A 22,726-nucleotide genomic window follows, 5' to 3' on the forward strand; every position below is an offset into this window, starting at 1 on the left:
AATACCCTTTCTTCACTTACTCAAAAACGCATATAGCAGGCCGCGCGGATAACGCACATAACTGTTTTCGTCAAGCTGAAACCCCGTGTTACGTGACCTTGGGTTAACGAGCGACACCTTGGGGTGCCTTTGCAACACTGAACGCCATTCTCAATCGGATGGAGTACTTCATGAGCTGGACAGCTAGACTCGCTGTTGCCGCGCCACTGGCTGTTTTGGCGTTGCAGGCCCAAGCCCAGGTCGGGGATACCTACGACAACGGCACACAGGTGCGAATAGGACAATACAGCACACAAGCCAGCACACCAGGGCATAGCGTTTCTGATCCCCTGTCTGTGTTTGTGGCACTGACTTACCCACGTCAAGACGTAGCCACCATTGATGGTGCGATTGAGTACACCCTCAAACGGACTGGCTGGCAGCTTGATCGCTCCAAGCTGTCGCTAGAAGCCGCGCAGTTTCTTCGCTTACCCCTTCCAGAGTCCCAGCGGTCGCTGGGCACGTATCGAGTGCGTGATGTCTTAAATGCACTCGTAGGTGAGACCTGGCGCTGGGACGAGGACCCCATCCGTCGCAGACTGTGGATCAGTCTAGCGGCACAGCCGACTCTGTCAGGCGTCGAACTGACACAGAATTGGCTCCACGCCCAAACCTACCCCGTCACAGTTGACCCTAAAAAGCCGTGGTTGCCCCGGACCGAGCGCATCAGCGGGGTGCAGCCATGAACCAACAAGATCAACAATGGCAACAGCAGCAAGACGATCTTCGCCGCCGGGAGCAAGCCGAGCAGCTAGAGCGTGAACGGCTCGAGCGCTTGGAACATGAACGAATGGAGCAAGACCAGCAGCTTGAGCGTGAACGCCAAGAAAAGCTGGATCAGCACGACTATGACTCCCGTCGTGAGTTGGAGGACGCTACCCCAAACAAGCCAGGTGTCTTGCGAACACTCATGCAAATTTTGTTCTCTCGCAAAGAACCAACGGCAAGCGTTGAAAAACAGAACGTGGAGCCCGTGTTTTCGTCTGTAGTGGATCCCCTGACCGAGACGCAAAACAATGAAGCAGTCACCGATTTCTTTGCTGAACAAGAAAATCAACCGCAAGCAGCCAGCGTTACGCCATCCCCATTGGCATCCGCAGCGCTTACCGATGCTCCAACGCTCAAGAAAAAGACAGGCTATCCGTGGAAGCTAATCCTGGCGTTGGTGCTTTTTGCTGTCCTTTTCTTGAGCTGGAAATACCTGTTTAACCAACCTGTGGTTGAGCAAACAGCCGCCTTGTCGGCAGCCGAACCTTCACTGGCTGAAATCGAAGACCAGGTCGCCCCTGTTGAGGATGAGAAAAAGGGTTCTGAGCCCTCCCCTGCTCCCACCACCAGTGAACTAGGCAATGTAGAGAAAGCTTCTGACATGCCCATGGGAACAGATCCGATAGACACGGCAGAGTCAACGGAATTCCAAGAACTTTCCATTGATCTCGGAGAGTCGTTCCCATCGAACCTTGAAACATCGCAAGCCTCGTACGCCGTTCAAGAAACACCAACATTTGAGGTGCAAATCTCGTCCCTGCAACGTGATGTCAACGAAATCAGGCAGTTACTCAATGAGCTCTTACAACAAAACGAACAGTTGATTGCTCTGTCCACACCTGCACCTACACCTGAACCAGAACCAGAGGCGGTGCCAGTTGTTGAACCTGCCCCCGTGAAAAAGCCGGTCACTCGTCGAGCCAAGGCCGCACCGAAGCCAAGCGTTCGTCTGGTCTCAGTCGATATGTGGGATGGCAAACCCTCCGTTGTCGTCGCCAGTACACGCGCAGGCGACAACCAAACCTTAGTGATGCGACCAGGTGACACCGTCAACGGCGTCACGCTGCAAAGCGCAAGCGCATCCGAGCGCAGCGCCTCTTTTCTCGTAAACGGAAAAACCACCAAATTAACTGTGGAGGGCCAGTGATGCCGCGCCTTATGAAAATCAAAGCAGCAGCCATCAGCCTGCCCCTGTTTTTCCCTGCGATGGCGCATTCGCAAACCCAGGCCACCGCTCAGCAGCGTACCGAAGAAGTCGCCAATGCTACGCAGTCACAAGGGCGTAATCCGATTGCGCTGGATGCCGTAGATCGCCTGCGCGCCAATATTTGGGGCTTAACCGACGAAGAAATGTTGCGCGCCAAAACCTTGCTGGAAGGCCCTCGCAAAGCATTCTCGGTGGAAAACCTCTCGCCTATCGAAGCGCTGGGCATTCACGCGACCTCGGAAGCAGAGCGCCGTAAGTATGCCGAAATGTTCGCCCGCGCCTTTCATGCCGACGTGGAGCGCTCATTGGCATGGAATCGTGCTTTCACCGAAGCGATGGCACGCCTTTACCCAAATGAGCCAGTTGTCAATTTCAGTCAAATCCCACCCGTTCCCGCCACGGTAGGTGCGGCTGACACATTGAACGTGCCGCGCACGGCCATCATCGAGACCCCCGCTCCGGGCTACACACCTCTGACTCAAAGTGTGCCAGCACAGGGCTCTGCGAAGTGATGGGTACCCCCATGCACCGCCGACAGTTTCTTGGCGCCCTCACGGCACTGACGGCCAGTGGCGTCATGACGCGCTCGTGGGCAATCGCTGCACCTGCGCAATCGGAGCTGGCGCAGCCTGAAGGCCTGGACCCGCAATGGTGGCCATATTGGTCAGATACGGCTGTGCGCATTGAGCCCAAGATCACACCCCAGGAGCAGACGACTATCCCCCACGGCTATGTTCGTCAGATGCCTCGCACACGCACCCGTCCTGGTGCGCCGATCGTGACGGCATCCTTGTTGCCACCCCGCGCTTATGACTGGGCGGGACAGCGCTGGAACATAGATCCGTGGCTGCTTTACGGCGTGGCACTGCAAGAGTCGCAAATGAAATTTGGTCGGCAGACGCTGCCCTACCCTTGGACTCTGTGCGTCAGAGGTGCTGCTAAGCGCTATGGCTCCTATGAGGCCACCCTCAAGGCCTTGCGCAAGTATGTGGATGTCAGAGGTATCCGCAATGTGGATTGCGGTGCGATGCAGGTGAACTGGGGCTACCACAACGACAAGCTCCAAAGCTTTGAACGTGCTCTGGATCCCTACCCCAATCTCGATGTAGGTGCACAAATTCTGCGTGAACACTTTGACCGCAACAGTTCCTGGCGTTTGGCGGTCGCTCTCTATCACACGGGCTCCAGAAATACGCAAGAACGAATCAGCCGCGGCAATCGCTATAGCCGTGGCGTTTTCAACAAATTAGCCAACCTGGGCTTAGATGCGTCGGAACTGGCCACTTCAACCGGTTGGAGGCGATATGCACCGTAATCTCGCCCTCGCCTTCTTTGCAGCGACCACACTGATCTCCAGCTCGGTCAGCGCTCAGACTGCACCGGTCGTCCTGGACGATTCGGTTCCGGCTGTTTCCTATTATTCGGCCTTAATTTCAGGTGCAGACCAACCTGGTGTTGGTGCCGGCATCCAGTTTCCGCTGACGTCGAACTTGCTACAACCTGGCGTGCTTAAGCCATCGGCTGTTCCAGTATTTAACCCAAAATGGATGACCCAAACATTAGCTATTGTGGGTGACGACAAAGGCTCAGAAGAATGGCTCAAGCTCCATTTGGAACGCCTGCTTTCTCTGCAGGCCACTGTCATTGTGGTATCCGCAGCCAGTGAAAAACGCTTTAAAGACATCCAGCGACAAGCCAACGCATTGCCAATCGTCCCTGATCCCGGCCACTGGTTACAGAGCCGTCTTGCCGCAGCGCATGTGACTGTCTATCCCGTGCTGATTGGCTTGGACGGTCAAGCGCGACAGATCATCTTCTCAGAAGGTTTTGAACGAGGTGAAGCGCATGAAAAATAACGCCGTCTTGGAAGCGTTACTGCGTCCACCTGTCGAAATTTGGAGTGCGGCAACGGCCTGGTCCGTCACGGCCACGGCTGCCCTGGCGCCTTGGGCGCTGATGATGCCCCCTTCTTTGGGCTACGTTGCAGCAGCAGGATCGGGCTACTTTGGCGGGGTCCGCTTTAAGCAGGCGATGCGGATCAAGCGTTATCACCATCACCTGAAATACTACAAAGTCACGAAAATTGCTCCCGCCAAAATTCCCGTGGCACCGGGCGAGTTTTACCTGGGCGAAGGGTTCGAGTGGTCGCAAGCGCACACACAACGTAAACGTGAGGCCTTGCAACCGCAGGCCAAGCGTTTTGTGCGTCCATCGGGCAAAGAGCTGGCTCTACGCAGCCTAGGTTCAAAAGCCATCGAACAAGCGCAAGGCAAAGGCCCCGTCAAACCCATTGTGCGAGCCATTGCAGGAATTGCGAGCATTGATCATTGGCTCAACCCATTGCAGCCTCATCCAGACTTAGGTGGCTCACCCATCGTGCATGGCGTGGGCAGCATGGACGAAGCCCCCGTCAAGATTCCCCAATCTTCTCGCAATGGACACATGCTGGTCATGGGCACCACGCGCGTGGGCAAGACCAGGTTGCTGGAGTTATTTGCCACCCAGGACATTCATGCTGGGCACGTCACTATCGTGATCGATCCCAAGGGGGATGCCGATCTGATGCTGCGTATGTATGCCGAATGCGCTCGTGCAGGCCGCCTGGACCAGTTCTACATGTTCCATCTTGGCTACCCCGAGATCTCAGCCAGGTACAACGGCATCGGCAACTTCTCCCGTATCACCGAAGTCGCCACTCGTGCCACCAACGCCTTGCCCAGCAGCGGAAACTCCGCCGCTTTTAAAGAGTTCTCCTGGCGTTTTACCAATATTGTGGCTCAGGCCCAAGTTGCGCTGGGTCGTGTCCCGACCTATGAAGCCTTGCTCAAAGATGTGACCGGCATTGATGGTCTGTTCATGGACTATGCCCGCATGGTGTTTGGCCAACAAGCCCGCCAAGGCCGTCTGATCGACTGGGAAATAAGACTGGCCAGCCTTGAGCTCGCGCTGCAGGATCGCAAAACCGCGCCGCCGGTGCCAAGAGCCTTGGCCGATCGACAGCCCGAATTTGTAGCAATGTTTTTGCTCATCAAAGAGGCCAAGATCAACGATACGGTCCTCGCAGGACTGGCAGCCGCCTTTAGCTATGAGCGTAGTTTCTACGAAAAGATCATCGCGTCCTTGGGGCCATTCCTGGAGAAGTTGACCACCGGCGCAGTAGGCAAACTGATCTCACCTGACTATTACGACCAAACCGATAAGCGTCCCATCTTCGACTGGATGAGCGTCATCCGGCAGGGAGGCGTGGTCTACGTAGGCTTAGATGCCCTCTCTGATTCCGTGGTCAGCTCTGCGGTCGGTAATTCCATGCTGGCCGACTTGGTCAGCGTGGGCGGCAAACTCTACAAGACCGGACTGGACCCTCATGCCCCAGACGGAAAAATCGTGTTGCCGACCATTTGTGCGCACTTTGACGAGGTCAATGAGATTGCAGGCCCTGAATTTGTGCCCATGGTGAACAAGCTGGGGGGCTCGGGCTTTCGGATCACCGCGTACACACAGTCAGCATTTGATATTGAGGCAAAAGTCGGAGATAAGGCCAAAGCGGGCCAGATCCTGGACAACTTTAACCACCTGGTCATGCTGCGCGTGCGTAGTGTCACTACGGCCAAGCTGCTGACGGACCAGGTTCCCGAAGTCGAGGTGGTCCATCTCACGCCAATGTCAGGCGTCACAGACACCGCCGCTCAAGGCACCGGCGTCGATTTCATCAGTCGCAACGATGATATCTGGACCAAAACCAAGGTCCCTATGATTGAACCAGCCGATGTGCTGGAACTACCGCAAGGCCAAGCCTTTGCGCTACTTGAAGGCAATCGACGCTTCAAGATCCGAATCCCGTTGGCTGATGCAAGAAACGACGAATTTGTACCGCAGTCTTTGCAAAACGTCGCCGCGCAAATGAAGGCCCGCTACCGGACTTCCGAGCAATGGGCCAGTGAAACCGACTGGTTCACTGAAAACTGGCTCAATAGCCAGCCAATCGCCGATGGCACGGGCATGATCGCCACTGATCTGGCGGTGCAGGATCCTGACCCCGATGACGACACTCAAAGCAACAGCGCGATAAACACTGACACGATGGGCCTGATCACAAGGGGGCACGGATGAGTACCAACTCGACCAGCCGCCCTGTTAAGCCCACCACTCGCGGCCCCATTTTGATGACATTTGAGATGGTCATGGGTTTGCTTATGGTCTCTGTCTCAGCGTGTGTGCTGGGATTGTTCATAGAACTGGCCGGCATTCATACGATTTGGAAGGACCAAGGCACAGGCCATGCTCGCTCTATCGTGGAGCAGGACCTGAGCTATATCGAGGCTGCCCCGAAGAGCCTGATTATTCCCAATACAGTGGCCTTCTCAAACAAGATGCTCGGCTACATCTCATGGCCTTACGAGAAGTTCGGAATCTTGCAGTGGTATGCCAATAGCCATGACCCCGCCATGCAGCGTCAACAGGCCCTTCGTCGTGCACAAGAAATAAAGGCAAACGGCAACAGCCTCTCCTCCAGGCTGAAAACGATTGGCGCTGATGCCAGCCAATTTATCAGCACGGTACTCGTGCTTTCCATGTATGTCGCCATGGATGTAGCGCTTCGACTTTCGATTGCCCTTTATGCGCTGCCAGCTTTCGTTCTTGCGTGCCTAGTGGGTGCGGTCGATGGCCTGGTACGGCGTGACTTGCGCCGGTGGAGCGGCGGCCGAGAGTCCTCCTTCGTTTATCACCACGCTAAGCGATACACCGCCTGGGCACTGACTGGAGGTTTCGGTCTGTATTTGACCTGGCCTTTCGGCGGCTTCAACCCCGCTTACATGGTTCTGATTTTCACCGCGTTGGTCGCTGCAACGCTCAGCACCACAGTGGCTTCCCTCAAAAAGTATATGTAGCGCCTCTCGCTCACATCACGACATTGGAGAAACGACAGAAATGAAACCACAGCAATCTGGCCCCTCAGAACGTAAGACTCATCGCGCCTGGGTAGCCGCGCTCATGCTCGTCGCGTGCGCCACCGTTCAGGCTGGGGATGCCGATAGTGAGCGCGAAAGTCTGGCACGGATTGAAAACGAGCTGGCCGTCGTGCAGCAGATGGTGGCCGCGGCCTCTCGTGATGCCCCTCCATCTCAACGAGTCAATTTTCGATATGAGTGGTTAATCAATGACCTGGACGTGATGCGTCGGGGAATTCAACAACACCTTAATGCCCCTATGCAGCCGCGTCCGGTCGAGCCACTGCGAGGCGACTACCGCCAATGACGCAGCATCAGGAGATCTCCTTATGGGCATGAACAATGCGCAGATGGGTTCGAGCATGAGAGAGGCGTTTGCAGCGGGCTCGGGTGTTGACCCAAACGCCATGAAGATCGTGCTGACGGTCATAACGGTAGCAGCTGTGGCTCTGTTCTTTGCGTGGTTGGTAATGGCCGCTCTAGAGAACTACCGGGAGAACCAACTCAAGCAAGAAGAGGTGGTCTGGGCCTGCGTCAAATTAGTTGTGCTGTTGTCCTTAATCCTGTGGGTGTTGGTTTGACGCTCACAGGACTTCTTAACACATCAAACCATACGGAGTTTAGCTATGACCACACTGAACGCTCTGTTGGCGGCACCCCGAGCGGGGTGGCAAAAAGCCAAGCGTCACTTCGCGCAAGCCGCTTTGATCCCTGCTGTAGCGTTACTTTCGTCACCTGCCATGGCAGCTTTGCCCACGATGCCTACACCGGGATCTGGCATTGACGGGGCTCAAGTTGCTGACGGCGATTGGCTTGGAGCGATGGGTGCTTACTGGAAACAGGGCATCACGATTCTGGCCATGATCTTTGTTGGCTACTTTTTCCTGAAAGTCGTCATGGGTGCGATCACGAAGTGGAACCAATACACCCGCGGTCAAGCTGATATCAGTGACCTGAAAGAGTACGTAATTACTGGTGGCGTGTTGGCCATTGCACTCGTTGCCATGGCAACGTATGCCATCGCCACGCTCGGGTAAAGGGGAAAAGTCGATATGGCTCGCAAGCCCTCTGCCCCACACCTTGAACAGCTAGATGAGCAAGTTACCCAGGGCATCGCTACGCCGATAACCGATCGCGTGAATGTTCAACCAGCCATTCTGAACGGTATGACGGTCGATGAAGCACAAATCATCGGTCTGATCTCCGTGGTGGTGTGTCTGCTGGTGGGCTTGGTACTGCTGGCCATAACCGGCTTCTGGCAAACACTTTTGGCCATCATGCTATTTGGACCATTAGTCATTTTGTGGTTTGCCTCTAAATACCTGGCGGGACTTAAGCGCAACCGTCCTGACGGCTATTACAACCAGGCTATGCACCACTGGATGGCCTCTCGTGGGTGGGTGAAAGCCAAATTCATCCGCCACAACGGTTATTGGAGCTTGGGCCGGACCTTGCCCTTTAGCTTGTCCACTTCATTCAACCCTAAACCGTCCCGTCAGAACGTTGTTTCTACGGGCGAAACGGCCATCCCCTCTTCTTGCGCTGCTCAAGGTGTGACACCGATAGCGGATAAAGCGAGCAACAACGTATGAGTTCAAAATATTTAAACGCCCTGGCCACTGTTCAGGCGACAAATAAAAGACTGGGCGCACTTGTTTTAGTTGTCGCCGCTCTTGGGGCTGTGGGTATGTACTTTGCTGCCCGCACACCGCATCGAATCGACGTCAATTTGCACCCCAACATTCAAGGCGGGGATGTCGTCACCGTGACCGACGGCCAGTCGCCGGTCCCTGACGTCAATGTGTATGGCTTTGCCTACTACATCTGGCAGCAGGTCAACCGTTGGCAAGCCGACGGATACAAGGACTACGGCAAGCAAATCTACTACTACCAGGCCTACATCACCCCGTCTTGTCGCGCTCAGCTAGAGAACGACATGAACACACGGGATAGAGCCGGTGAGTTGCGCTCACGCACACGCATCATGACCGAGATTCCAGGGTTTGGGTTTTCACCCAGACGAGTCATTTCGCAAGGCACCAACACCTGGACAGTACTGCTCGACATGCAATTGCAAGAGACATTTCGCGGTCAACAAATCAAAGACATCTACATACGGTATCCGATGCGTGTCGTGCGATATGACGTTGACCCCGAGAAAAACCCCTGGAAGCTGGCCATTGACTGCTATGGCAACAACCGCCCTGCCCGCCTGAATCCTGACGAAGTCGCCGCAGTACAGAAGAACAACCAAAGTCCCGAGCTGCCAACTGAGTCAGAAATCGTGCCCGCCACATTGCCCGGCACGATCACCGACCCGGCAACCAACGTGACCGACCCCGCTCCGACACCTATCCAGGTGCGACCCGTCCAACCTCAAAGCGAGTGAGATTGTCATCCATGAAAGCCATTCTTAGCATTCGCAAAACAGCTCTGGCCTGCGCTCTTTTGGGGCTGGCCCAGTACGCACAGGCACAAGTGCGAGACTTGGGGCCAAACTTGGAGAGCGTACCAGCAGATCTTATTGCTCCAGCCCCTGACAGCGTCAACTCAAGTGTCAATGTGGGTTCTGCAACAAACGCAGCAGTGAATAACGCGCCCGATCTGGGAGAGATTCCCAATCTTGGCTCCTCACCCTCTAACGCTGAGTATCAAACCCCTGGCGTCAATGTGATGGGTGACCAAGCTATGGTGGTGAGCACTGTGGATGCGGCCATTCAACAGGCCAAGGATAATCAGGACGAAAGCGGCACGACCATCCGCAAACCGCCACAAAACAAACCGCATGGCGTCGAGCGAGCCGTGTTTAATCGAGCTCCGGTACGTGCGCCACTGCCTGTGGGCATCGAACGCATGATTACCTTGCCTGCGCCTGCCGCCCTGCATGTGCCATCGGATATGTCCAAGATTGCCAGAATCGAAGTCATTGATCGCACGATGTACATCACGGCCCTCCAGCAGTTCACACCCGTGCGAATCATTGCTGAGCTCATTGACTCTGGGCAGCAAATTCCCTTCGATCTGGTTGCCGACAGCACAACAGCCAGTGCCCGTAGCGAACTTCAGGTTTTTGTCGTTGCTTCCTCATCGCCTGGTTCAGAGGAGATCGGAGGTGATGGTCCCGCTTCCCAAGCGGCAGCGCAAGCGACCAGCATGGCCAATGAACACACATTGAGCCAGCAAATGGCGGAATCAGCACCGACAGATATGGTCCAGCTCACCCGCTACGCCGCACGCCAGCTTTATGCCCCAAAGCGGCTTGCCACCCCGTTCTCAGGTGTGCAGCAGGTCGAAGTCACTGCTGAGCCAATTGCCAACCTAATACGTGGCGTCCATGTTGTATCCACCCCCGTTGGTCAGTGGCGTTCTGGCCAGCTCTATGTGACAGCCGTTCTCATCAAGAACCGGTCACATAACCCCTTGGAGATTCCACTTGAGCAAGTGCGCGGCCAATGGATTGCAGCCACCGCGCAGCACGGTCGAATTGGCCCAGCCGGTTCCGAGACGGACACCATCGCCATTTATCTGGTGTGCCAGCGCCGATTTGAAGCCTGCCGGTAATAAAGGAACAACAGCATGAGCAGCACGTCCAGCAACAAACTGATCCCCATCCTCGGTGGTGTCGCCGTCTTAATAGTCAGCGTGGTGATATACAGGCAATTTACGGGTTCAGGAGAATCTACCAACTCGGTATTGACCTCCATTCCTACACCTGAAAGTGCCACACTGCCTACCGCGCAAGGAGCGGACAACGACAACGCCGCCGAAACCCTACGCACCGTCACCGCCAGCAATGAACAGTTGCGGCGTGATGTGGCACGCGTGATCGAGATGAACAATCAACTCATCGCCGAGAATAAGCGCGTGGGCGGTGCTAATGCCACGGTCTCGCGTCGCATCGAACAAGAGCAACGCGACACGCTCAATCTTGACGGACCCCGTACGGACTCGATCGACCCAACCGGCGACGAGACGGGCGCCAAAAACGCAGTCAACCTCACCTTGAAGCGTGGCTCCGAAGCAGTCGATACGTTTTCACGCGCCTTTCAACTGTCACCGGCCCGCTCTGAGACCGAAGCAGCCAATCGAGCTGCTCAGACGCGAACGACTCCCCTGGTCCCACAACAATCATTTTCCCTGGGAACAGAATCGCCCACTCCGACTGTTACCTCATCAGGGCCATACCGTGTTTTACCTCCCATGGGGTATAGCGCGGTAACGCAGTCCGAGCAGGGCCGCAATGGCAATGACGGACCAGCCATTACGCGCTATGTCCGCACCAGTGGCAATCAGGCCTATGCCAATAGCTCCATGGGCCCTGTGTCCAGGCCCACCGCCACACAAACACGGTCAGCACCACAAGCCGCCAAGCCTGAACCGATTCCGTACTTTACTGTTCCCGAGAACTCGACACTGGTCGGCGCAGTATCGATGACCAGTCTCATCGGACGTGTGCCCATTGATGGCCGTGTCACTGACCCGATGCAGTTTAAAGCGATTGTCGGCCGCGACAACCTGGCAGCCAATGGCTTTGAATTACCAGCAGACATTGAGGGGATGATCGTCACCGGTGTGGCAATCGGCGATATGGCGCTGTCGTGCTCAGAAGGAAAAGTGCGCTCGGTCACCTTTGTCTTTAATGACGGCACGGTTCGCACCATCTCTGAGCGCTCCAAAGGCGGGGGGAATGCCAACGTCAATGGCGGCGGTAGCACCCAGGACCTGGGCTACATCTCTGACGTACACGGCAATCCCTGCATTCCCGGCAAATTCGTCACCAATGCCCCGGCCTATCTGGCCGACCTGGCCATGCTCAAGGGACTGGATGTCGCCGCACAAGCTTACTCCGATGCCCAGCGCACCGTCTCCAACAATCTGGGCACGGGCAATACCACCTCTCAAATCACCGGCTCACGCAGTGGCTACGCCATGGGGCAAGCGGCCTCTGGCGCAACCAATGAGATCGTCGCATGGATGACCTCCCGTTTGAAGAATAGCTTCGACGCCGTTGTAACCCCGGCTGGCAAGCAAATAGTTATTCACCTGGATAAAGAACTGCAAATTGACAAGATGCCCAACGCCCGCAAGCTGGTGTACCGCCAGCAAGGGACGCAGCAGCTTTCTCGTGGAGCACATTATGGTCTGGAATAAAACTGCCCAACGCCTGGCGCTGACTCTAATCACCACCGCCATGTTCAGCGGTTGCACCGTCATGATGGATCGCGAATCCCCACTTAATGAGGTCACTAAGGATTCGCCAACCGTACTGGACGTCTACCGAGGCACTGACTATCGAAACGAAGCGACCCGTCAGTCACGCATCACCCCCCAGGAACGGATGCGTGAGCGCACTCAAGCCAGACCGATTAATCCAGGTGATGAGTTAACCCAGCGATATTGGTCCGCTGTTGATTCCATGAACCAGCGATTTGCTCGGCTGCCGAATCCTGACCTGGTAATGGTGGTGTTTCCGCATCTGGCCAAGGGCCAGTATCCGGTTCCAGGCTACGTGACCGTCTTCCCGATGTACGACCAGACACAGTATGCGCTACCTGGTGAAGTCACCCAAGATCTGCTGCAGTGGCGAGGTGACTACTTTGAGGCTAAATCCAGCGCCAAGAAAAAGGGAGGCGCAGATGATCGCTAATGTGGCCAGCTTGTTCGGATTCACGCGTCAACGTGCAGCGCAACCAGGCAGTAAGCGCGCTCCTCAAGTCACCGCAAAGGCATCGTCTCCTGGCCAGACCGTTGCAGATCGTCGACGCATGGCCCTGCGGCCACCGTCGTTTACCGACATGCTGCCCTATATCAGCTATGCCCCCGATGAGCGCATTTTTGTGTTGCGTGATGGCAATACCCTCGGGGCAATGTTTGAGCTCTCTCCCATTGCGACCGAGGCCATGCCTATCGAAATCCTGAATGAACACGCCCAGAAGATTCAGGAGGCCTTGCAAGCCATGCCATCGGTCAACGGCGCACCGTGGATTGCTCAGTTTTTTGTCAACGATGACCGTAACCTAGATCATCTTAATGACACTTTTACCGACTATATCCTGGAGCAACACAAGGACGATGGCCTGGGCCAGGAGATCCTGAACTCGCCGTTTACCCAGGCGGTATTGGGTGAGGTGTGCTCGCATCTGTCGAATGTCTCGCAACCCAATGGCCTGTTCACCGATACGCTCGTCACCGGTCAAGTCTGGCGCGGGCAGATCCGCCGTGTCCGTTGTTGCCTGTATCGTCGATTTGGCGGTGCAGCCGATGATCCACAAACGCCGGTGCAGCAAATCGAGTCGGTGGCCAACACCATCATGGCCACGTTTTCCGAAGCCGGTGTAGCCGTTCGCCGCTGCACCGGCAAAGACCTCTATGAGTGGCTACTGCCGTTTTTTAACCGCGATCTGCCCTGGGCGCCTGGCACGCAAATGATGCGTGAATTACCCTATCCCGGCGACACCCCGTTAACCGATGACGAGGATACGCCCATTTTTGGATGGGACTTGTCAGAGCTATTGAGCATCAATGAGCCCCGTTCGGACCTGGAACAGGGATTGTTTGAGTTTGATGGCGTACCCGTCAAGGCGTTGACCCTGCAAAATATGCGCAAGCAGCCTGAGATTGGTCATTTCACGGCGGAGCTGGCCAACGGTAAAGAGCGATTTGCACGGTTTGACCGTCTGCCTCCTGGCTCGATGCTCTCGGTCTCCATCACGATTGCGCCGCAACACATCGTCGAGTCACAAATTGAGCGGATCCGGGATGCCTCACGCGCTAAGACGGCGCAGGCCATCGAAACCTACCGGGAATGCACCAACGTTTTGAATGAAATAGTTCGGGGCAACCACCTGTTTCCAATGATGGTGACCCTGTACGCGACTGCCACCAGCACAGATGAACTCGATAGCAACATCAACACGATTAATGCGCTGTTGATCCCATCAGGCCTGAAGTTCATCAGCAATCAGCATGACCTGGTCCCGCTGGACACATTCATGCGTGCTCTGCCGTTTAACTATGACCCCGCCTTCGATAACCAGGTACTTCGTCGATCCCGTCTGACCTTCGCCTCCCATATTGCGCGTCTCTTACCGCTGTATGGCCGTGCCCGTGGCACACCCCACCCTGGCATGTGGTTCTGGAATCGCGGCGGGGAGCCCTTGTTTGTGGATCCGCTCAACAAACGCGATCGTAAAAAGAACGCGCATATGCTGGTGCTGGGACCGACCGGAGCCGGTAAATCGGCCACCTTGAACTACATCGCCATGATGACGATGGCCATTCATCGGCCACGGCTGGTGATTGTCGATGCCGGGAACTCCTTTGGTCTTTTGGTGGATTTTTTTAAAGACCGAGGGCTATCGACCTACAAAGTTGAACTGAACAGTAGTGCAAAAGTGTCCTTGCCACCGTTCGTTCATGCGTACCAACTACTAGATGATAGTGAAGTGATGGAGAGTTTTGTGGCGGCCGAGCAGCAGGCACGAAGCAACGCAGGTCTGCCCGATGACGAACTGCTCAATGCCCTGCTTGGCCAAGATGATGAGCCGTCGACTGCCAACGTGTCTTTTCATGAAACGTTCCAGGCCAGGGAAGAGGACGAAGAGCAGGACGACGAGCTGGATAAAAGAGACTTGCTGGGCGAGATGCTGATTGCCGCGATCCTGATGATCACAGGAGGTGAAGCGGACGAAGTCGCACAGATGAGTCGAGCCGACCGCTACCTGGTATCACGCGCCATCATTATGGCCGCGATCAGTTGCAAGGAACGGGGCGCCAAGCACCCGTTGACGCAAGATGTGGCCCTGCAGCTCATGCACATGAATAAGGACCAGACTATGTCACCGGCGCGGCGGGCCCGCGCCGAAGAAATGGGTCAGTCCATGATGACATTCACCCAGGCACTGCGAGGCAAATTATTCAATCGCGAGGGACAGGACTGGCCGGATGCAGATGTCACTCTAGTTGAGATGGGTACGCTCACTCAAGACGGCTATGAAGACGCCTTGGCAGTTGCGTACACAAGCCTCATCGACTCAGTGCAGTCCCGTTCCGAGCTGAACCAACACTCTGGTCGCCCGATGGTGTTCCTTACGGACGAGGGCCACTTGATCACAACCAATGAGCTGCTTGGCCCCAAGATAGCCAAGGGCACCAAAATGTGGCGCAAATTCAATACCTGGTTCTGGCTTGCCACACAAAACCTGAAAGACTTCCCCGACTCCATGGAGCGCGTGCTCTCGATGTGTGAGTACTGGATGCTACTGACCATGGACAAAGCAGAGATTGAAGAAGTGGTGCGGTTTCGGTCGCTCACCACCGAGCAGCGAGCCATGATGGAATCCGCCCAAAAGGAGCCGCCGAAATACACGGAAGGGGTTCTGATTTCAGCGACCGGTCAGATGCTCTTTCGCAACGTCCCCCCTGCCCTTCCCATTGCACTGGCCATGACCGAGGGTCATGAGAAAGCACACCGCCGTCGCCTGATGGAAAAGCATGGAATCAACGAAATGGGGGCTGCTCAAATGGTGGCACAAGAGCTGGCACGGAGTCGCTCATGACTAAGACACTCTCATTTTTCATCGCCGCCTCTCGTCTTACAGCTCGCATGGTATTGCTGTCTGCACTTTCTGCCGTTGTCACACCATTGTTTGCGCAACAGTTTGGTCAGGATCTGTATGCAGGCGTCATGACCGTAGAGGTGTTTGCCAATACCGCAATGCCAGTCACCCCAACTACGTCTCCTCACTATGCTCTTTCCATCTATCGCTTGGATGCGATGAGTAATCTGGAAGCCCAGATGAATGAAGGAATGCCACAAGACGAAGCAGAAGCGCGTCTATGGGTGGCTAAAAATGAAGCCCGCTTACGACAAATGATCCAACCCATGGTCGCCAGTGCGGTTAACGGCCTGGCACGAGCACAGCGTTATCAGATTGACCGCTTACCGGCCGTGGTTATCAACCAGCGCTATGTGGTCTTTGGCTATGTCGACGTTGACCAGGCGCTTATGGCCTGGCGTGACAGCCAAAATTAAGGGGCACTCATGTCAATCACTACTTTGCGCTTTAGGCACATGCTGGCGATTAGTTTGCTGGTGCTGACCACCGCGCTGCGGCCTGTTCCAGCAACAGCTGCCACAACCACGGCAGGCGTCATCACCAACACGGTCGCCGCACTACCCAGTTGCACGTCCTATCAGGTCAAAGGCATTTGCGTCTGGCTGGTTTGCATCCCGCTCATTGGCTGCTTCATCCGGACGTCGGTTCGGGTTGCACATTACGTGCCCGATGTCGTGATCAGCACCTACAACGATCCTCTGGCTCACCCTTGGGCTGAGGTGGGTAAGCCATTGGCGACAGCTATATCCTCAGTGGGATCAGCCGTAGTCGGCGCCCCGATCGACGCATCAGCAGGAACACAGCGCGAGGGCACAGAGGTGACTACCTATAAAAGTGCGGACGCCATTGGCAACCCCGCAGGCTTGATTGCCAGCATCGCCAGCGGCTACATCCCCAGCTTTGGCAGTTCATTCCAGTTTCCGGGCTATAGCGAATTGTTGGCCTTCACTCGCACAGAACTGCCTCGTATCGCGCAGTCTTGGCGGCAAGTCCCCCAACAGCTAGGCAACGAATTCATCGAAGCAGCCCGTGCCATGGCCAATGCACCAGCAGACATCATTTCCTCCGTCTCTGCATTTCCGGCAAAACTTGGCGAGTTGAGCTCATCGATTGGAAATTTGAGCAATGTTTTTGGTGGAAACGTCAGCACCCAAGCCATTGGTTTGTCCAGCGTTGATATGGTGGGTGCCGATCTTGGGCCAATCAGAGACATGGTGCAGATTGCTCAGCGCCTGGGTGCCTCCGGTGGGTTATCTGAGATGTTCTGCCCCGGCTCCGCATCCGCATTCAATTTGCACTTCCAGTCTGACATGGATGCCATGAGCTGGCGCGGATTCTGGCCACTGGAGATGCTCTACCCCCAATCATGGGTGCCTGGTACAGGAGAAGTAAGCATCTCGCCACTTTCCACCACCTGGGGCCCTATCTACCCACGCAATGGCGAGCTGGTGCAGTCACACCCAGTCAAGGCCTCTGCCGTCTTGGCTACACGTGTGGGCAGCATTATCTCGCAATCGGCGCAGCCTCACATTTACAAGCGTCTGCAACCAGGCAGTGGCTACAAGTACTTCCCTACCTCCAAGCCTACTACCTGGCAAATGATCTATCCGAGCGCTCAGCGCTCCTGCATAACCTTTGGGGCCGATGACTCACTGAGCCTGGCCAGCTTTGGCGATTACAAGACCGATGGTGCCGATGGCTATATGTGGAATATGTGGAACCACTATGACTGCTGCCGCATCCGTGGTGAGTTTTTATACAGCATCCCTTAAGCGAAGGACGAGAATATCTATGCAACAACCACAACGCCCGTTCACACTGCGCTTGAAACCAGCCGCCATGATGCTGGCGCTTGCGATGACCTCCATGAGCGTGATGCCCGACGCCTACGCGCAACCCGTACGCGGCTCTTCGCTGTATTACCGAATGGGAGGCGGCTCGCCTGGCGGCTCTGCCAATTATCGCGGCCAGGTCGCACACAACTTAGGCTTTGGAGGAAATGCTCGACTGAACTATTCATGTGGCAAGTTTGATATAGGCCTATCTTGGGCCAACATCATGAACAACCTCAACAACCTGGGCCAGACGGTGACTGGGGCGATTCAATCTGGTATCGCTGCCCTCCCCTTATACGTCTTGCAACGCGCACAGCCAGGCCTGTATCAGATTTTCCAAAACTATTCGCAAAAAGTGGATCTCCTGCTTGGGGCCAGCCTTAAATCCTGCGAAGAGATGGAGGCCATGGTCAAAGCGGGCCAGAACCCCTATGAAGATTGGATCAAGATGGCCAAAGGCGAAGGCTGGAAGATCAAGGCCTCTGCGCAAGGTGATATTTACCAGGCGAAAATCGACATTGAGAAAAATGAAGAGGCAAATAAAGCTGGAGTGCCATGGGTGTTTGGCCAGAATGCCGGGGGGGTAGGAGGCCGCCCCATTGAGCCGGTGCGAGATCTCTCTGTGGCAGGCTATAACGCTACCCTCAACAAACCAATCACCGCATCGGAAACCACGGACTACAGTAATTCTCCAGCCGAGAAGAACTCTCGTCTGGTTCGTGCGTTTAAATCGCCGGCAGAACTGGCCCAATGGACAACCGAAGTCCTAGGGGATCAGAAGGTCTATACCTGCGGGCAACATCACTGCCCCGCCCCAACCACGGTCGTGACCTCCAGCGGCCTGGGGCCCAAATATGAAGCCGAAGTCGATTTCGTCCAGCCTAAGCTCGAGGCAATGGCCAACCCATCGAACTCGGCCACGTATGCCGATCTCGCAGAAATCTCAGCTCCTGGCTTTGCCGTATCTCCCCAGTTGCTTGACTCATTACGGGCGATGCCGCCTGACACCCGCAGCATCGCTGTGAACCGCATTGCTCAGGAAATGGCGATGCACCGGGTGATCAATAAAGCGTTGGTGGCGCGTAGCGTGTTGATGACAGGCCTGACATTACCGGAGGTGACGGCCGCAGGAGATGCCATCCAAAACACTCAGGCCTCGGTCGATCGCTTAAGTGGCTACATTGACGACTTGATGTATGAGGCTCGGATCCGCAAGGATCTAACGTCCCAGACGGCATTGTCGATCATCAACACCCAGTCCGCCATTGACACACAATCACTGAACGTACCGGGTGGGAACCCTGTTGATCCTGCCCCAGCAGTGGGTGGACGGGTGCCTGGACTATGACACAAGTCGCTTTCACCAAAAAACGCAGCTGGCTGTGGCGAGCCTTGGTATGGCTCGCTATCGGTATGGCCGGATTTCTGCTGCTCATTGGGCTGCTCGGCGCACTAGCACAGTCATTTATCGGCCAGGAACATAAACTCCTGACCCTGCTTGAGGGAACGACGTCAGTGCGAGATATCGGTGCTATCGCTCAATGTATGGCAGCACTACTCATAATCGGGCGCTGGCCAGCCGTCGTTCGCTGGCTTCAAGCCAGACATATTGTTCAAGAATTCGAATATGACGCCGTGCTGGCCAGCCGCCGCAAGGTGGCCGCATTTATCGCACTGTACTTAATCTTGATCCCGATTGGCCTCGACCGTATCTGGCGCTTGGTAATAGCGCTCATTACGGCTTAGGTGGGGGTATAAGCCATGCAACTAGACAGTTACCTCGAACTCTTTACCACTTTCTACGGGTGGGCTTTTGCCAATATTTTTGGCGAGATAGTCACCGGTACGGGTTTGGTCGTCATCCCTTTTCTGGTGATAATTCTCAATGCCTGGCGCGAAGCTGGCCAGCGGGGAATGCAAGACATCGGTGTAATGGGTGTCATCAAAAGCGTACAGACACAGCTCATCGTCATGCTATTTGTGATGTCGGTCTGCTTTTTCACATCGCCCATCACAAGCCTAACGTATGCGCGCTTGTCGTACATACCTCCTCCTTCAATTGACAACCCTAACCCTGTAGAGGCTACGCCTGGAGCCAGCGGTAGCACCTACGATACAGCACTGCGCGACGCTCTTGATGGAAGTATGAGCCAGGCCAGCGGGCTGAGTAACGTGCCCCTATGGTGGTACTCCATCATGTCCATCAGCTCTGGGATAAACAATGCCTTTCGCAATGGCATGAATAACTCCGGCTCTGATATGCGGGTTCTGGAGGATATGGCCAAGAATGCCACAATCGAAGACCCCGCGTTGCTCGGTGATGTGCAACGGTTTTATAGCGAATGCTTTATCCCGGCACGCAGTCAGTATCTCCGCAGCGATCGCAGCAGAATCAGTGCATCAGGTGCCTCGATCTTGGCAGAATCCAATACCGACTATGGGCCAACTGATGTGGATTGGATGGGCAGCCAGTTTTTCAGAACTGAGCCTGGGTATTACGCCTCCATGCGCAGTCGTGCTCCAGTAACTGGTTTTGCGATCGATTACTCCCGCGATACGGAGTACTACGACCCATCGAGCGACGTGGATCCACAAGTCACCGGCGCGGTAAACCCAGAGTTTGGACGCCCAACCTGCAAGCAATGGTGGGAGGATCGGCTACGGGAAAAGCTGATCGATGGCAGCCCAGGTGTTCGAGCCTTCGCATCCAGAGCGGCGAACGTCCTCACATTTACGTCGTTCGATAAGCAAAAGGATGAAGTGGCTCGGCTAGCATCAACCGCAGCCAATCCAGTCTTTGTTGATTTCGACCAGATGATGGGAACCCCTTATGACGCTGCTACAGTCGCAGGTCGAACGATAACGGGCGCTGGGAGCACGCTCGGCGTAGGAGGCGCAGCTTTCATGGCCAGCATGGCGTGGATGCCATTAGTGACTTCGTTACCGATGATCCAGGCATTGGTCCTCATGGGTATCTACGCTTTTCTTCCCTTGGCCACCTTGGTCAGCGGCTTCAGTCTTCGCGTGTTGTTCTTAGGTGCCATGGCCATTCTTACTATCAAAATGTGGGCGTCGATGTGGTACATCGCCACCTGGATCGACGGCCACCTAATCAATGCCATGTACCCTGGCGCGCTGGGCAATATATTTGTCCAAGAAGCCATGATGATCGATAAAGGAGCTATTCCGGCTGGCTACAAGAGAATGGTTTTAAACACGATTTTACTTTCGCTGTATGTCGGTCTACCGGTCATTTGGTCGTCGATGATGGCTTGGGCTGGACTCAAAGTTGCGGGGGGTATAGAAAGAGTGATGAGTGATGGTGGTAACGTTGCTGCAAGCTCGGGACGAGTGCCGTTACTAGGGAAAATTTTTGGTGGAAAGAAGTAAAGCTTAATTTATATAAACCCAGACTTGAACTAACAAACTCTGTCAGACAAGAAATGACCCAAAGCGAAAATTTAGTTTCCATCATTCAATATCCGTTGAAGACTGATCTGAGTCATTCGCAATGTAGTACCTGAACGGCAGCAACGCCCTGCACTGGGCGTTCAACGCAACGGGTGTCGGTCTACTACTTCGTTCTTGGAATCGATTGCTCGAGAGTGGGTGGGCAATGCCGACCACCATTGATTGGGTTCGTACGCTTTGATAGATTAATGTCGTCTCTGAGGTGCAGGAGTCAAGCCTCGGCGGCATGGCAAAAGACTTGCTATCAAAAAATGTTGGCGGCAACTGAATCGTCATTTATCCGTTGAACTCGACGACCTTTTTCAAGCAAGCATATCGCTGAAAGTTAGGATAACTAACCGTCAGCCATTATAATTTTCCGGTCAACCACAAGGTCGCCATGATTTGTATAGATTGCGTTGAAATTGAACCATTAAGAAGGTTTGTCACTGGTAATGGTGCAAGTGGTACATGCGCCTACTGCAGGAAAGAAAAAATTTGCACCAAAAAACAGGCGGTTTTTGAATATATCCTCGCTTGCTTGGATAAAAACACTGCGTTGGACAAGGATCTATCGCAGTTCGAGTATTGGTCTTTTTATGATGGCGGCTCAGATGACATTGATGCGGCCTTCTTTGATGTCGTTGTCGCAGAGTGGTTAGGGATAGACAATGCTAGCGTCACCAATGACATCTACGAGTACGCGCCGGAAAGTTATAAAAGAGACGAAAAAGGAATCGACGTCAACTACTTCCGAGATGATGGAAATCTAGAGCGAAATTTCATTGAAGATGAGTGGAGCAAATTTATCAGTGGGATAAGTCATTCACACAGGTTTTTCAACCCGAAAGCAAAAGAATTCCTCGATACTGTTTTTAGTCGCATAGTGAGGAGCGATGGAAAACTGAAGCCGGAGTGTATTACGGTAGTGAATCATGGTGATGTCCTTTACCGTGCGCGCACTGTGGCTGACTACGATGCGGCCAGGAAGCTGGAAGACGATCCAGCAAATCAGTTTGGTCCGCCACCTCGGGGGGGGACTGGAAGCCAGCGCATGACACCATCTGGCATCTCTGCGATGTACTGTGGGTTTGAGCGCGAGACATGCCTCAGTGAGATCCGGGCAATAACTGGAGACTTTGTTGTTTCCGCTGGACTGACCCCAGCAGCTCCTATGAGTCTTCTCAACTTAAGCAGTCTCGATCAGGAGGTGGACGCCAAGCTAACCATCATGGATGAAGATTACATCCACTCGGTGCACCTCACGGCTTTCCTGAAGTCCTTAGTTAACAAGATGTCCAAACCCAAGGGACGAAATGATGAACTGAGCTATCTGTCCACTCAGGTTGTCTTCGAGTATCTTCGGCTGAAGTTCCAAGGCCAGGTTGACGGGTTGATTTATCCCTCGGTACAGACTGGAGGGAAGGGAAGAAATGCCGTCATCTTTCCTGAATGCAGCATCGTAAGCAAGGAAGCCTACTTGCCTTATGAGGACCTCTTTGGTGCAAAAAAGCAGCCACCTCCAATGCCGTCAATCAATGTGGAGAACTCCTTGGAAGAACCGCCCCGATTGATGTTCGTTAAGGGCTCACTCACATTTCACAAAATAACGGCGATTGTAACGAATTCAAAAGACTACCACAGGATAAACGATCTATTTATGGCTGACCTAGATAGGAGAAGATTAAATATTCCATAGTCATTCAATATTATCCAGCAAATCACTGATTCCCGGGGCGATTCAAGAGTGCGTCAAATTTGTATTGACGCAAGTAGCTTATAACTCTCATGTAAGACCTAACAATAAATTATAAATAAGCAGCAAGCCGCTGGAGAATATTGGTCAGCTAAACAGATTGA

Annotated in this window: 22 protein-coding genes; all 22 read left to right on the forward strand. The window is 54.5% G+C overall.

Annotated features, from left to right (window positions below):
* Window positions 1-170 precede the first annotated feature (170 nt).
* On the forward strand, window positions 171-725 hold the full coding sequence (locus RSQ48_RS08685; RefSeq protein ID WP_415301669.1) for a hypothetical protein: 555 nt from the start codon (window positions 171-173) through the stop codon (window positions 723-725).
* Window positions 722-1,954, forward strand: a complete 1,233-nt coding sequence (locus RSQ48_RS08690; RefSeq protein ID WP_415301670.1) for a hypothetical protein — start codon at window positions 722-724, stop codon at window positions 1,952-1,954. The genes RSQ48_RS08685 and RSQ48_RS08690 overlap by 4 nt, the downstream gene beginning before the upstream one ends.
* A complete protein-coding gene (locus RSQ48_RS08695) occupies window positions 1,954-2,526 on the forward strand; it encodes a hypothetical protein (RefSeq protein ID WP_094196720.1) in 573 nt (190 codons plus the stop codon). Before RSQ48_RS08690 ends, RSQ48_RS08695 begins: the two co-directional genes overlap by 1 nt.
* A gap of 11 nt (window positions 2,527-2,537) precedes the next feature.
* Window positions 2,538-3,329: a transglycosylase SLT domain-containing protein gene (locus RSQ48_RS08700; protein WP_415301671.1), complete on the forward strand. Its 792-nt coding sequence runs from the start codon at window positions 2,538-2,540 to the stop codon at window positions 3,327-3,329.
* Window positions 3,319-3,870 (forward strand): PFL_4695 family integrating conjugative element protein, encoded by a 552-nt coding sequence (locus RSQ48_RS08705; RefSeq protein WP_203144624.1) that lies wholly within the window; start codon window positions 3,319-3,321, stop codon window positions 3,868-3,870. The genes RSQ48_RS08700 and RSQ48_RS08705 overlap by 11 nt, the downstream gene beginning before the upstream one ends.
* Window positions 3,860-6,124 carry a type IV conjugative transfer system coupling protein TraD gene (gene traD / locus RSQ48_RS08710; protein WP_415301672.1) on the forward strand — a complete coding sequence of 755 codons (2,265 nt, stop codon included), beginning with the start codon at window positions 3,860-3,862 and terminating at the stop codon, window positions 6,122-6,124. The genes RSQ48_RS08705 and traD overlap by 11 nt, the downstream gene beginning before the upstream one ends.
* The gene (locus RSQ48_RS08715; protein ID WP_003799956.1) at window positions 6,121-6,903 is read left to right on the forward strand and encodes a TIGR03747 family integrating conjugative element membrane protein; all 783 of its coding nucleotides are present in this window, start codon (window positions 6,121-6,123) and stop codon (window positions 6,901-6,903) included. The genes traD and RSQ48_RS08715 overlap by 4 nt, the downstream gene beginning before the upstream one ends.
* Window positions 6,904-6,943: 40 nt before the next feature.
* Window positions 6,944-7,270, forward strand: coding sequence for an RAQPRD family integrative conjugative element protein (locus RSQ48_RS08720; protein WP_094196721.1), 327 nt, complete (start codon window positions 6,944-6,946; stop codon window positions 7,268-7,270).
* 22 nt (window positions 7,271-7,292) lie between these two features.
* On the forward strand, window positions 7,293-7,544 hold the full coding sequence (locus tag RSQ48_RS08725) for a DUF3262 family protein (protein ID WP_021446579.1): 252 nt from the start codon (window positions 7,293-7,295) through the stop codon (window positions 7,542-7,544).
* A gap of 45 nt (window positions 7,545-7,589) precedes the next feature.
* On the forward strand, window positions 7,590-8,000 hold the full coding sequence (locus tag RSQ48_RS08730; RefSeq protein WP_415301673.1) for a DUF2976 domain-containing protein: 411 nt from the start codon (window positions 7,590-7,592) through the stop codon (window positions 7,998-8,000).
* A gap of 15 nt (window positions 8,001-8,015) precedes the next feature.
* The gene (locus tag RSQ48_RS08735) at window positions 8,016-8,555 is read left to right on the forward strand and encodes a TIGR03750 family conjugal transfer protein (protein ID WP_415301674.1); all 540 of its coding nucleotides are present in this window, start codon (window positions 8,016-8,018) and stop codon (window positions 8,553-8,555) included.
* Complete coding sequence (locus RSQ48_RS08740) at window positions 8,552-9,352, forward strand: PFL_4703 family integrating conjugative element protein (RefSeq protein WP_080584946.1); 801 nt, start codon at window positions 8,552-8,554, stop codon at window positions 9,350-9,352. Before RSQ48_RS08735 ends, RSQ48_RS08740 begins: the two co-directional genes overlap by 4 nt.
* Before the next feature lie 11 nt (window positions 9,353-9,363).
* On the forward strand, window positions 9,364-10,524 hold the full coding sequence (locus RSQ48_RS08745; protein ID WP_415301675.1) for a TIGR03749 family integrating conjugative element protein: 1,161 nt from the start codon (window positions 9,364-9,366) through the stop codon (window positions 10,522-10,524).
* A gap of 15 nt (window positions 10,525-10,539) precedes the next feature.
* Entirely contained in the window at window positions 10,540-12,114 is a 1,575-nt protein-coding gene (locus RSQ48_RS08750) for a TIGR03752 family integrating conjugative element protein (protein ID WP_321287675.1), read from the forward strand.
* Complete coding sequence (locus RSQ48_RS08755; RefSeq protein ID WP_045931315.1) at window positions 12,101-12,610, forward strand: TIGR03751 family conjugal transfer lipoprotein; 510 nt, start codon at window positions 12,101-12,103, stop codon at window positions 12,608-12,610. The genes RSQ48_RS08750 and RSQ48_RS08755 overlap by 14 nt, the downstream gene beginning before the upstream one ends.
* Window positions 12,600-15,521, forward strand: coding sequence for a conjugative transfer ATPase (locus RSQ48_RS08760; RefSeq protein WP_415301676.1), 2,922 nt, complete (start codon window positions 12,600-12,602; stop codon window positions 15,519-15,521). Before RSQ48_RS08755 ends, RSQ48_RS08760 begins: the two co-directional genes overlap by 11 nt.
* Entirely contained in the window at window positions 15,518-15,997 is a 480-nt protein-coding gene (locus RSQ48_RS08765; protein ID WP_415301677.1) for a TIGR03757 family integrating conjugative element protein, read from the forward strand. The genes RSQ48_RS08760 and RSQ48_RS08765 overlap by 4 nt, the downstream gene beginning before the upstream one ends.
* Window positions 15,998-16,006: 9 nt before the next feature.
* Window positions 16,007-17,353, forward strand: a complete 1,347-nt coding sequence (locus RSQ48_RS08770) for a TraU family protein (RefSeq protein ID WP_415301678.1) — start codon at window positions 16,007-16,009, stop codon at window positions 17,351-17,353.
* A gap of 19 nt (window positions 17,354-17,372) precedes the next feature.
* Window positions 17,373-18,764, forward strand: a complete 1,392-nt coding sequence (locus tag RSQ48_RS08775) for an integrating conjugative element protein (RefSeq protein WP_415301679.1) — start codon at window positions 17,373-17,375, stop codon at window positions 18,762-18,764.
* On the forward strand, window positions 18,761-19,162 hold the full coding sequence (locus tag RSQ48_RS08780; protein WP_415301680.1) for a hypothetical protein: 402 nt from the start codon (window positions 18,761-18,763) through the stop codon (window positions 19,160-19,162). Before RSQ48_RS08775 ends, RSQ48_RS08780 begins: the two co-directional genes overlap by 4 nt.
* A 15-nt stretch (window positions 19,163-19,177) precedes the next feature.
* Window positions 19,178-20,806 carry a conjugal transfer protein TraG N-terminal domain-containing protein gene (locus RSQ48_RS08785; RefSeq protein WP_415301681.1) on the forward strand — a complete coding sequence of 543 codons (1,629 nt, stop codon included), beginning with the start codon at window positions 19,178-19,180 and terminating at the stop codon, window positions 20,804-20,806.
* Window positions 20,807-21,266: 460 nt separating this feature from the next.
* The gene (locus tag RSQ48_RS08790) at window positions 21,267-22,565 is read left to right on the forward strand and encodes an RES family NAD+ phosphorylase (protein ID WP_415301682.1); all 1,299 of its coding nucleotides are present in this window, start codon (window positions 21,267-21,269) and stop codon (window positions 22,563-22,565) included.
* Window positions 22,566-22,726: the final 161 nt, after the last annotated feature.

Origin of the sequence: Alcaligenes sp. SJTW-7 (genome assembly GCF_047716895.1) — a bacterium.
Taxonomy (GTDB): domain Bacteria; phylum Pseudomonadota; class Gammaproteobacteria; order Burkholderiales; family Burkholderiaceae_B; genus Alcaligenes; species Alcaligenes ammonioxydans.

Bases quoted from the DNA above. Each gene is read 5' to 3' on its own strand.
- RSQ48_RS08685 (WP_415301669.1), top strand. From the start codon at position 171: ATGAGCTGGACAGCTAGACTCGCTGTTGCCGCGCCACTGGCTGTTTTG.
- RSQ48_RS08690 (WP_415301670.1), top strand. From the start codon at position 722: ATGAACCAACAAGATCAACAATGGCAACAGCAGCAAGACGATCTTCGC.
- RSQ48_RS08695 (WP_094196720.1), top strand. From the start codon at position 1,954: ATGCCGCGCCTTATGAAAATCAAAGCAGCAGCCATCAGCCTGCCCCTG.
- RSQ48_RS08700 (WP_415301671.1), top strand. From the start codon at position 2,538: ATGCACCGCCGACAGTTTCTTGGCGCCCTCACGGCACTGACGGCCAGT.
- RSQ48_RS08705 (WP_203144624.1), top strand. From the start codon at position 3,319: ATGCACCGTAATCTCGCCCTCGCCTTCTTTGCAGCGACCACACTGATC.
- traD (WP_415301672.1), top strand. From the start codon at position 3,860: ATGAAAAATAACGCCGTCTTGGAAGCGTTACTGCGTCCACCTGTCGAA.
- RSQ48_RS08715 (WP_003799956.1), top strand. From the start codon at position 6,121: ATGAGTACCAACTCGACCAGCCGCCCTGTTAAGCCCACCACTCGCGGC.
- RSQ48_RS08720 (WP_094196721.1), top strand. From the start codon at position 6,944: ATGAAACCACAGCAATCTGGCCCCTCAGAACGTAAGACTCATCGCGCC.
- RSQ48_RS08725 (WP_021446579.1), top strand. From the start codon at position 7,293: ATGGGCATGAACAATGCGCAGATGGGTTCGAGCATGAGAGAGGCGTTT.
- RSQ48_RS08730 (WP_415301673.1), top strand. From the start codon at position 7,590: ATGACCACACTGAACGCTCTGTTGGCGGCACCCCGAGCGGGGTGGCAA.
- RSQ48_RS08735 (WP_415301674.1), top strand. From the start codon at position 8,016: ATGGCTCGCAAGCCCTCTGCCCCACACCTTGAACAGCTAGATGAGCAA.
- RSQ48_RS08740 (WP_080584946.1), top strand. From the start codon at position 8,552: ATGAGTTCAAAATATTTAAACGCCCTGGCCACTGTTCAGGCGACAAAT.
- RSQ48_RS08745 (WP_415301675.1), top strand. From the start codon at position 9,364: ATGAAAGCCATTCTTAGCATTCGCAAAACAGCTCTGGCCTGCGCTCTT.
- RSQ48_RS08750 (WP_321287675.1), top strand. From the start codon at position 10,540: ATGAGCAGCACGTCCAGCAACAAACTGATCCCCATCCTCGGTGGTGTC.
- RSQ48_RS08755 (WP_045931315.1), top strand. From the start codon at position 12,101: ATGGTCTGGAATAAAACTGCCCAACGCCTGGCGCTGACTCTAATCACC.
- RSQ48_RS08760 (WP_415301676.1), top strand. From the start codon at position 12,600: ATGATCGCTAATGTGGCCAGCTTGTTCGGATTCACGCGTCAACGTGCA.
- RSQ48_RS08765 (WP_415301677.1), top strand. From the start codon at position 15,518: ATGACTAAGACACTCTCATTTTTCATCGCCGCCTCTCGTCTTACAGCT.
- RSQ48_RS08770 (WP_415301678.1), top strand. From the start codon at position 16,007: ATGTCAATCACTACTTTGCGCTTTAGGCACATGCTGGCGATTAGTTTG.
- RSQ48_RS08775 (WP_415301679.1), top strand. From the start codon at position 17,373: ATGCAACAACCACAACGCCCGTTCACACTGCGCTTGAAACCAGCCGCC.
- RSQ48_RS08780 (WP_415301680.1), top strand. From the start codon at position 18,761: ATGACACAAGTCGCTTTCACCAAAAAACGCAGCTGGCTGTGGCGAGCC.
- RSQ48_RS08785 (WP_415301681.1), top strand. From the start codon at position 19,178: ATGCAACTAGACAGTTACCTCGAACTCTTTACCACTTTCTACGGGTGG.
- RSQ48_RS08790 (WP_415301682.1), top strand. From the start codon at position 21,267: ATGATTTGTATAGATTGCGTTGAAATTGAACCATTAAGAAGGTTTGTC.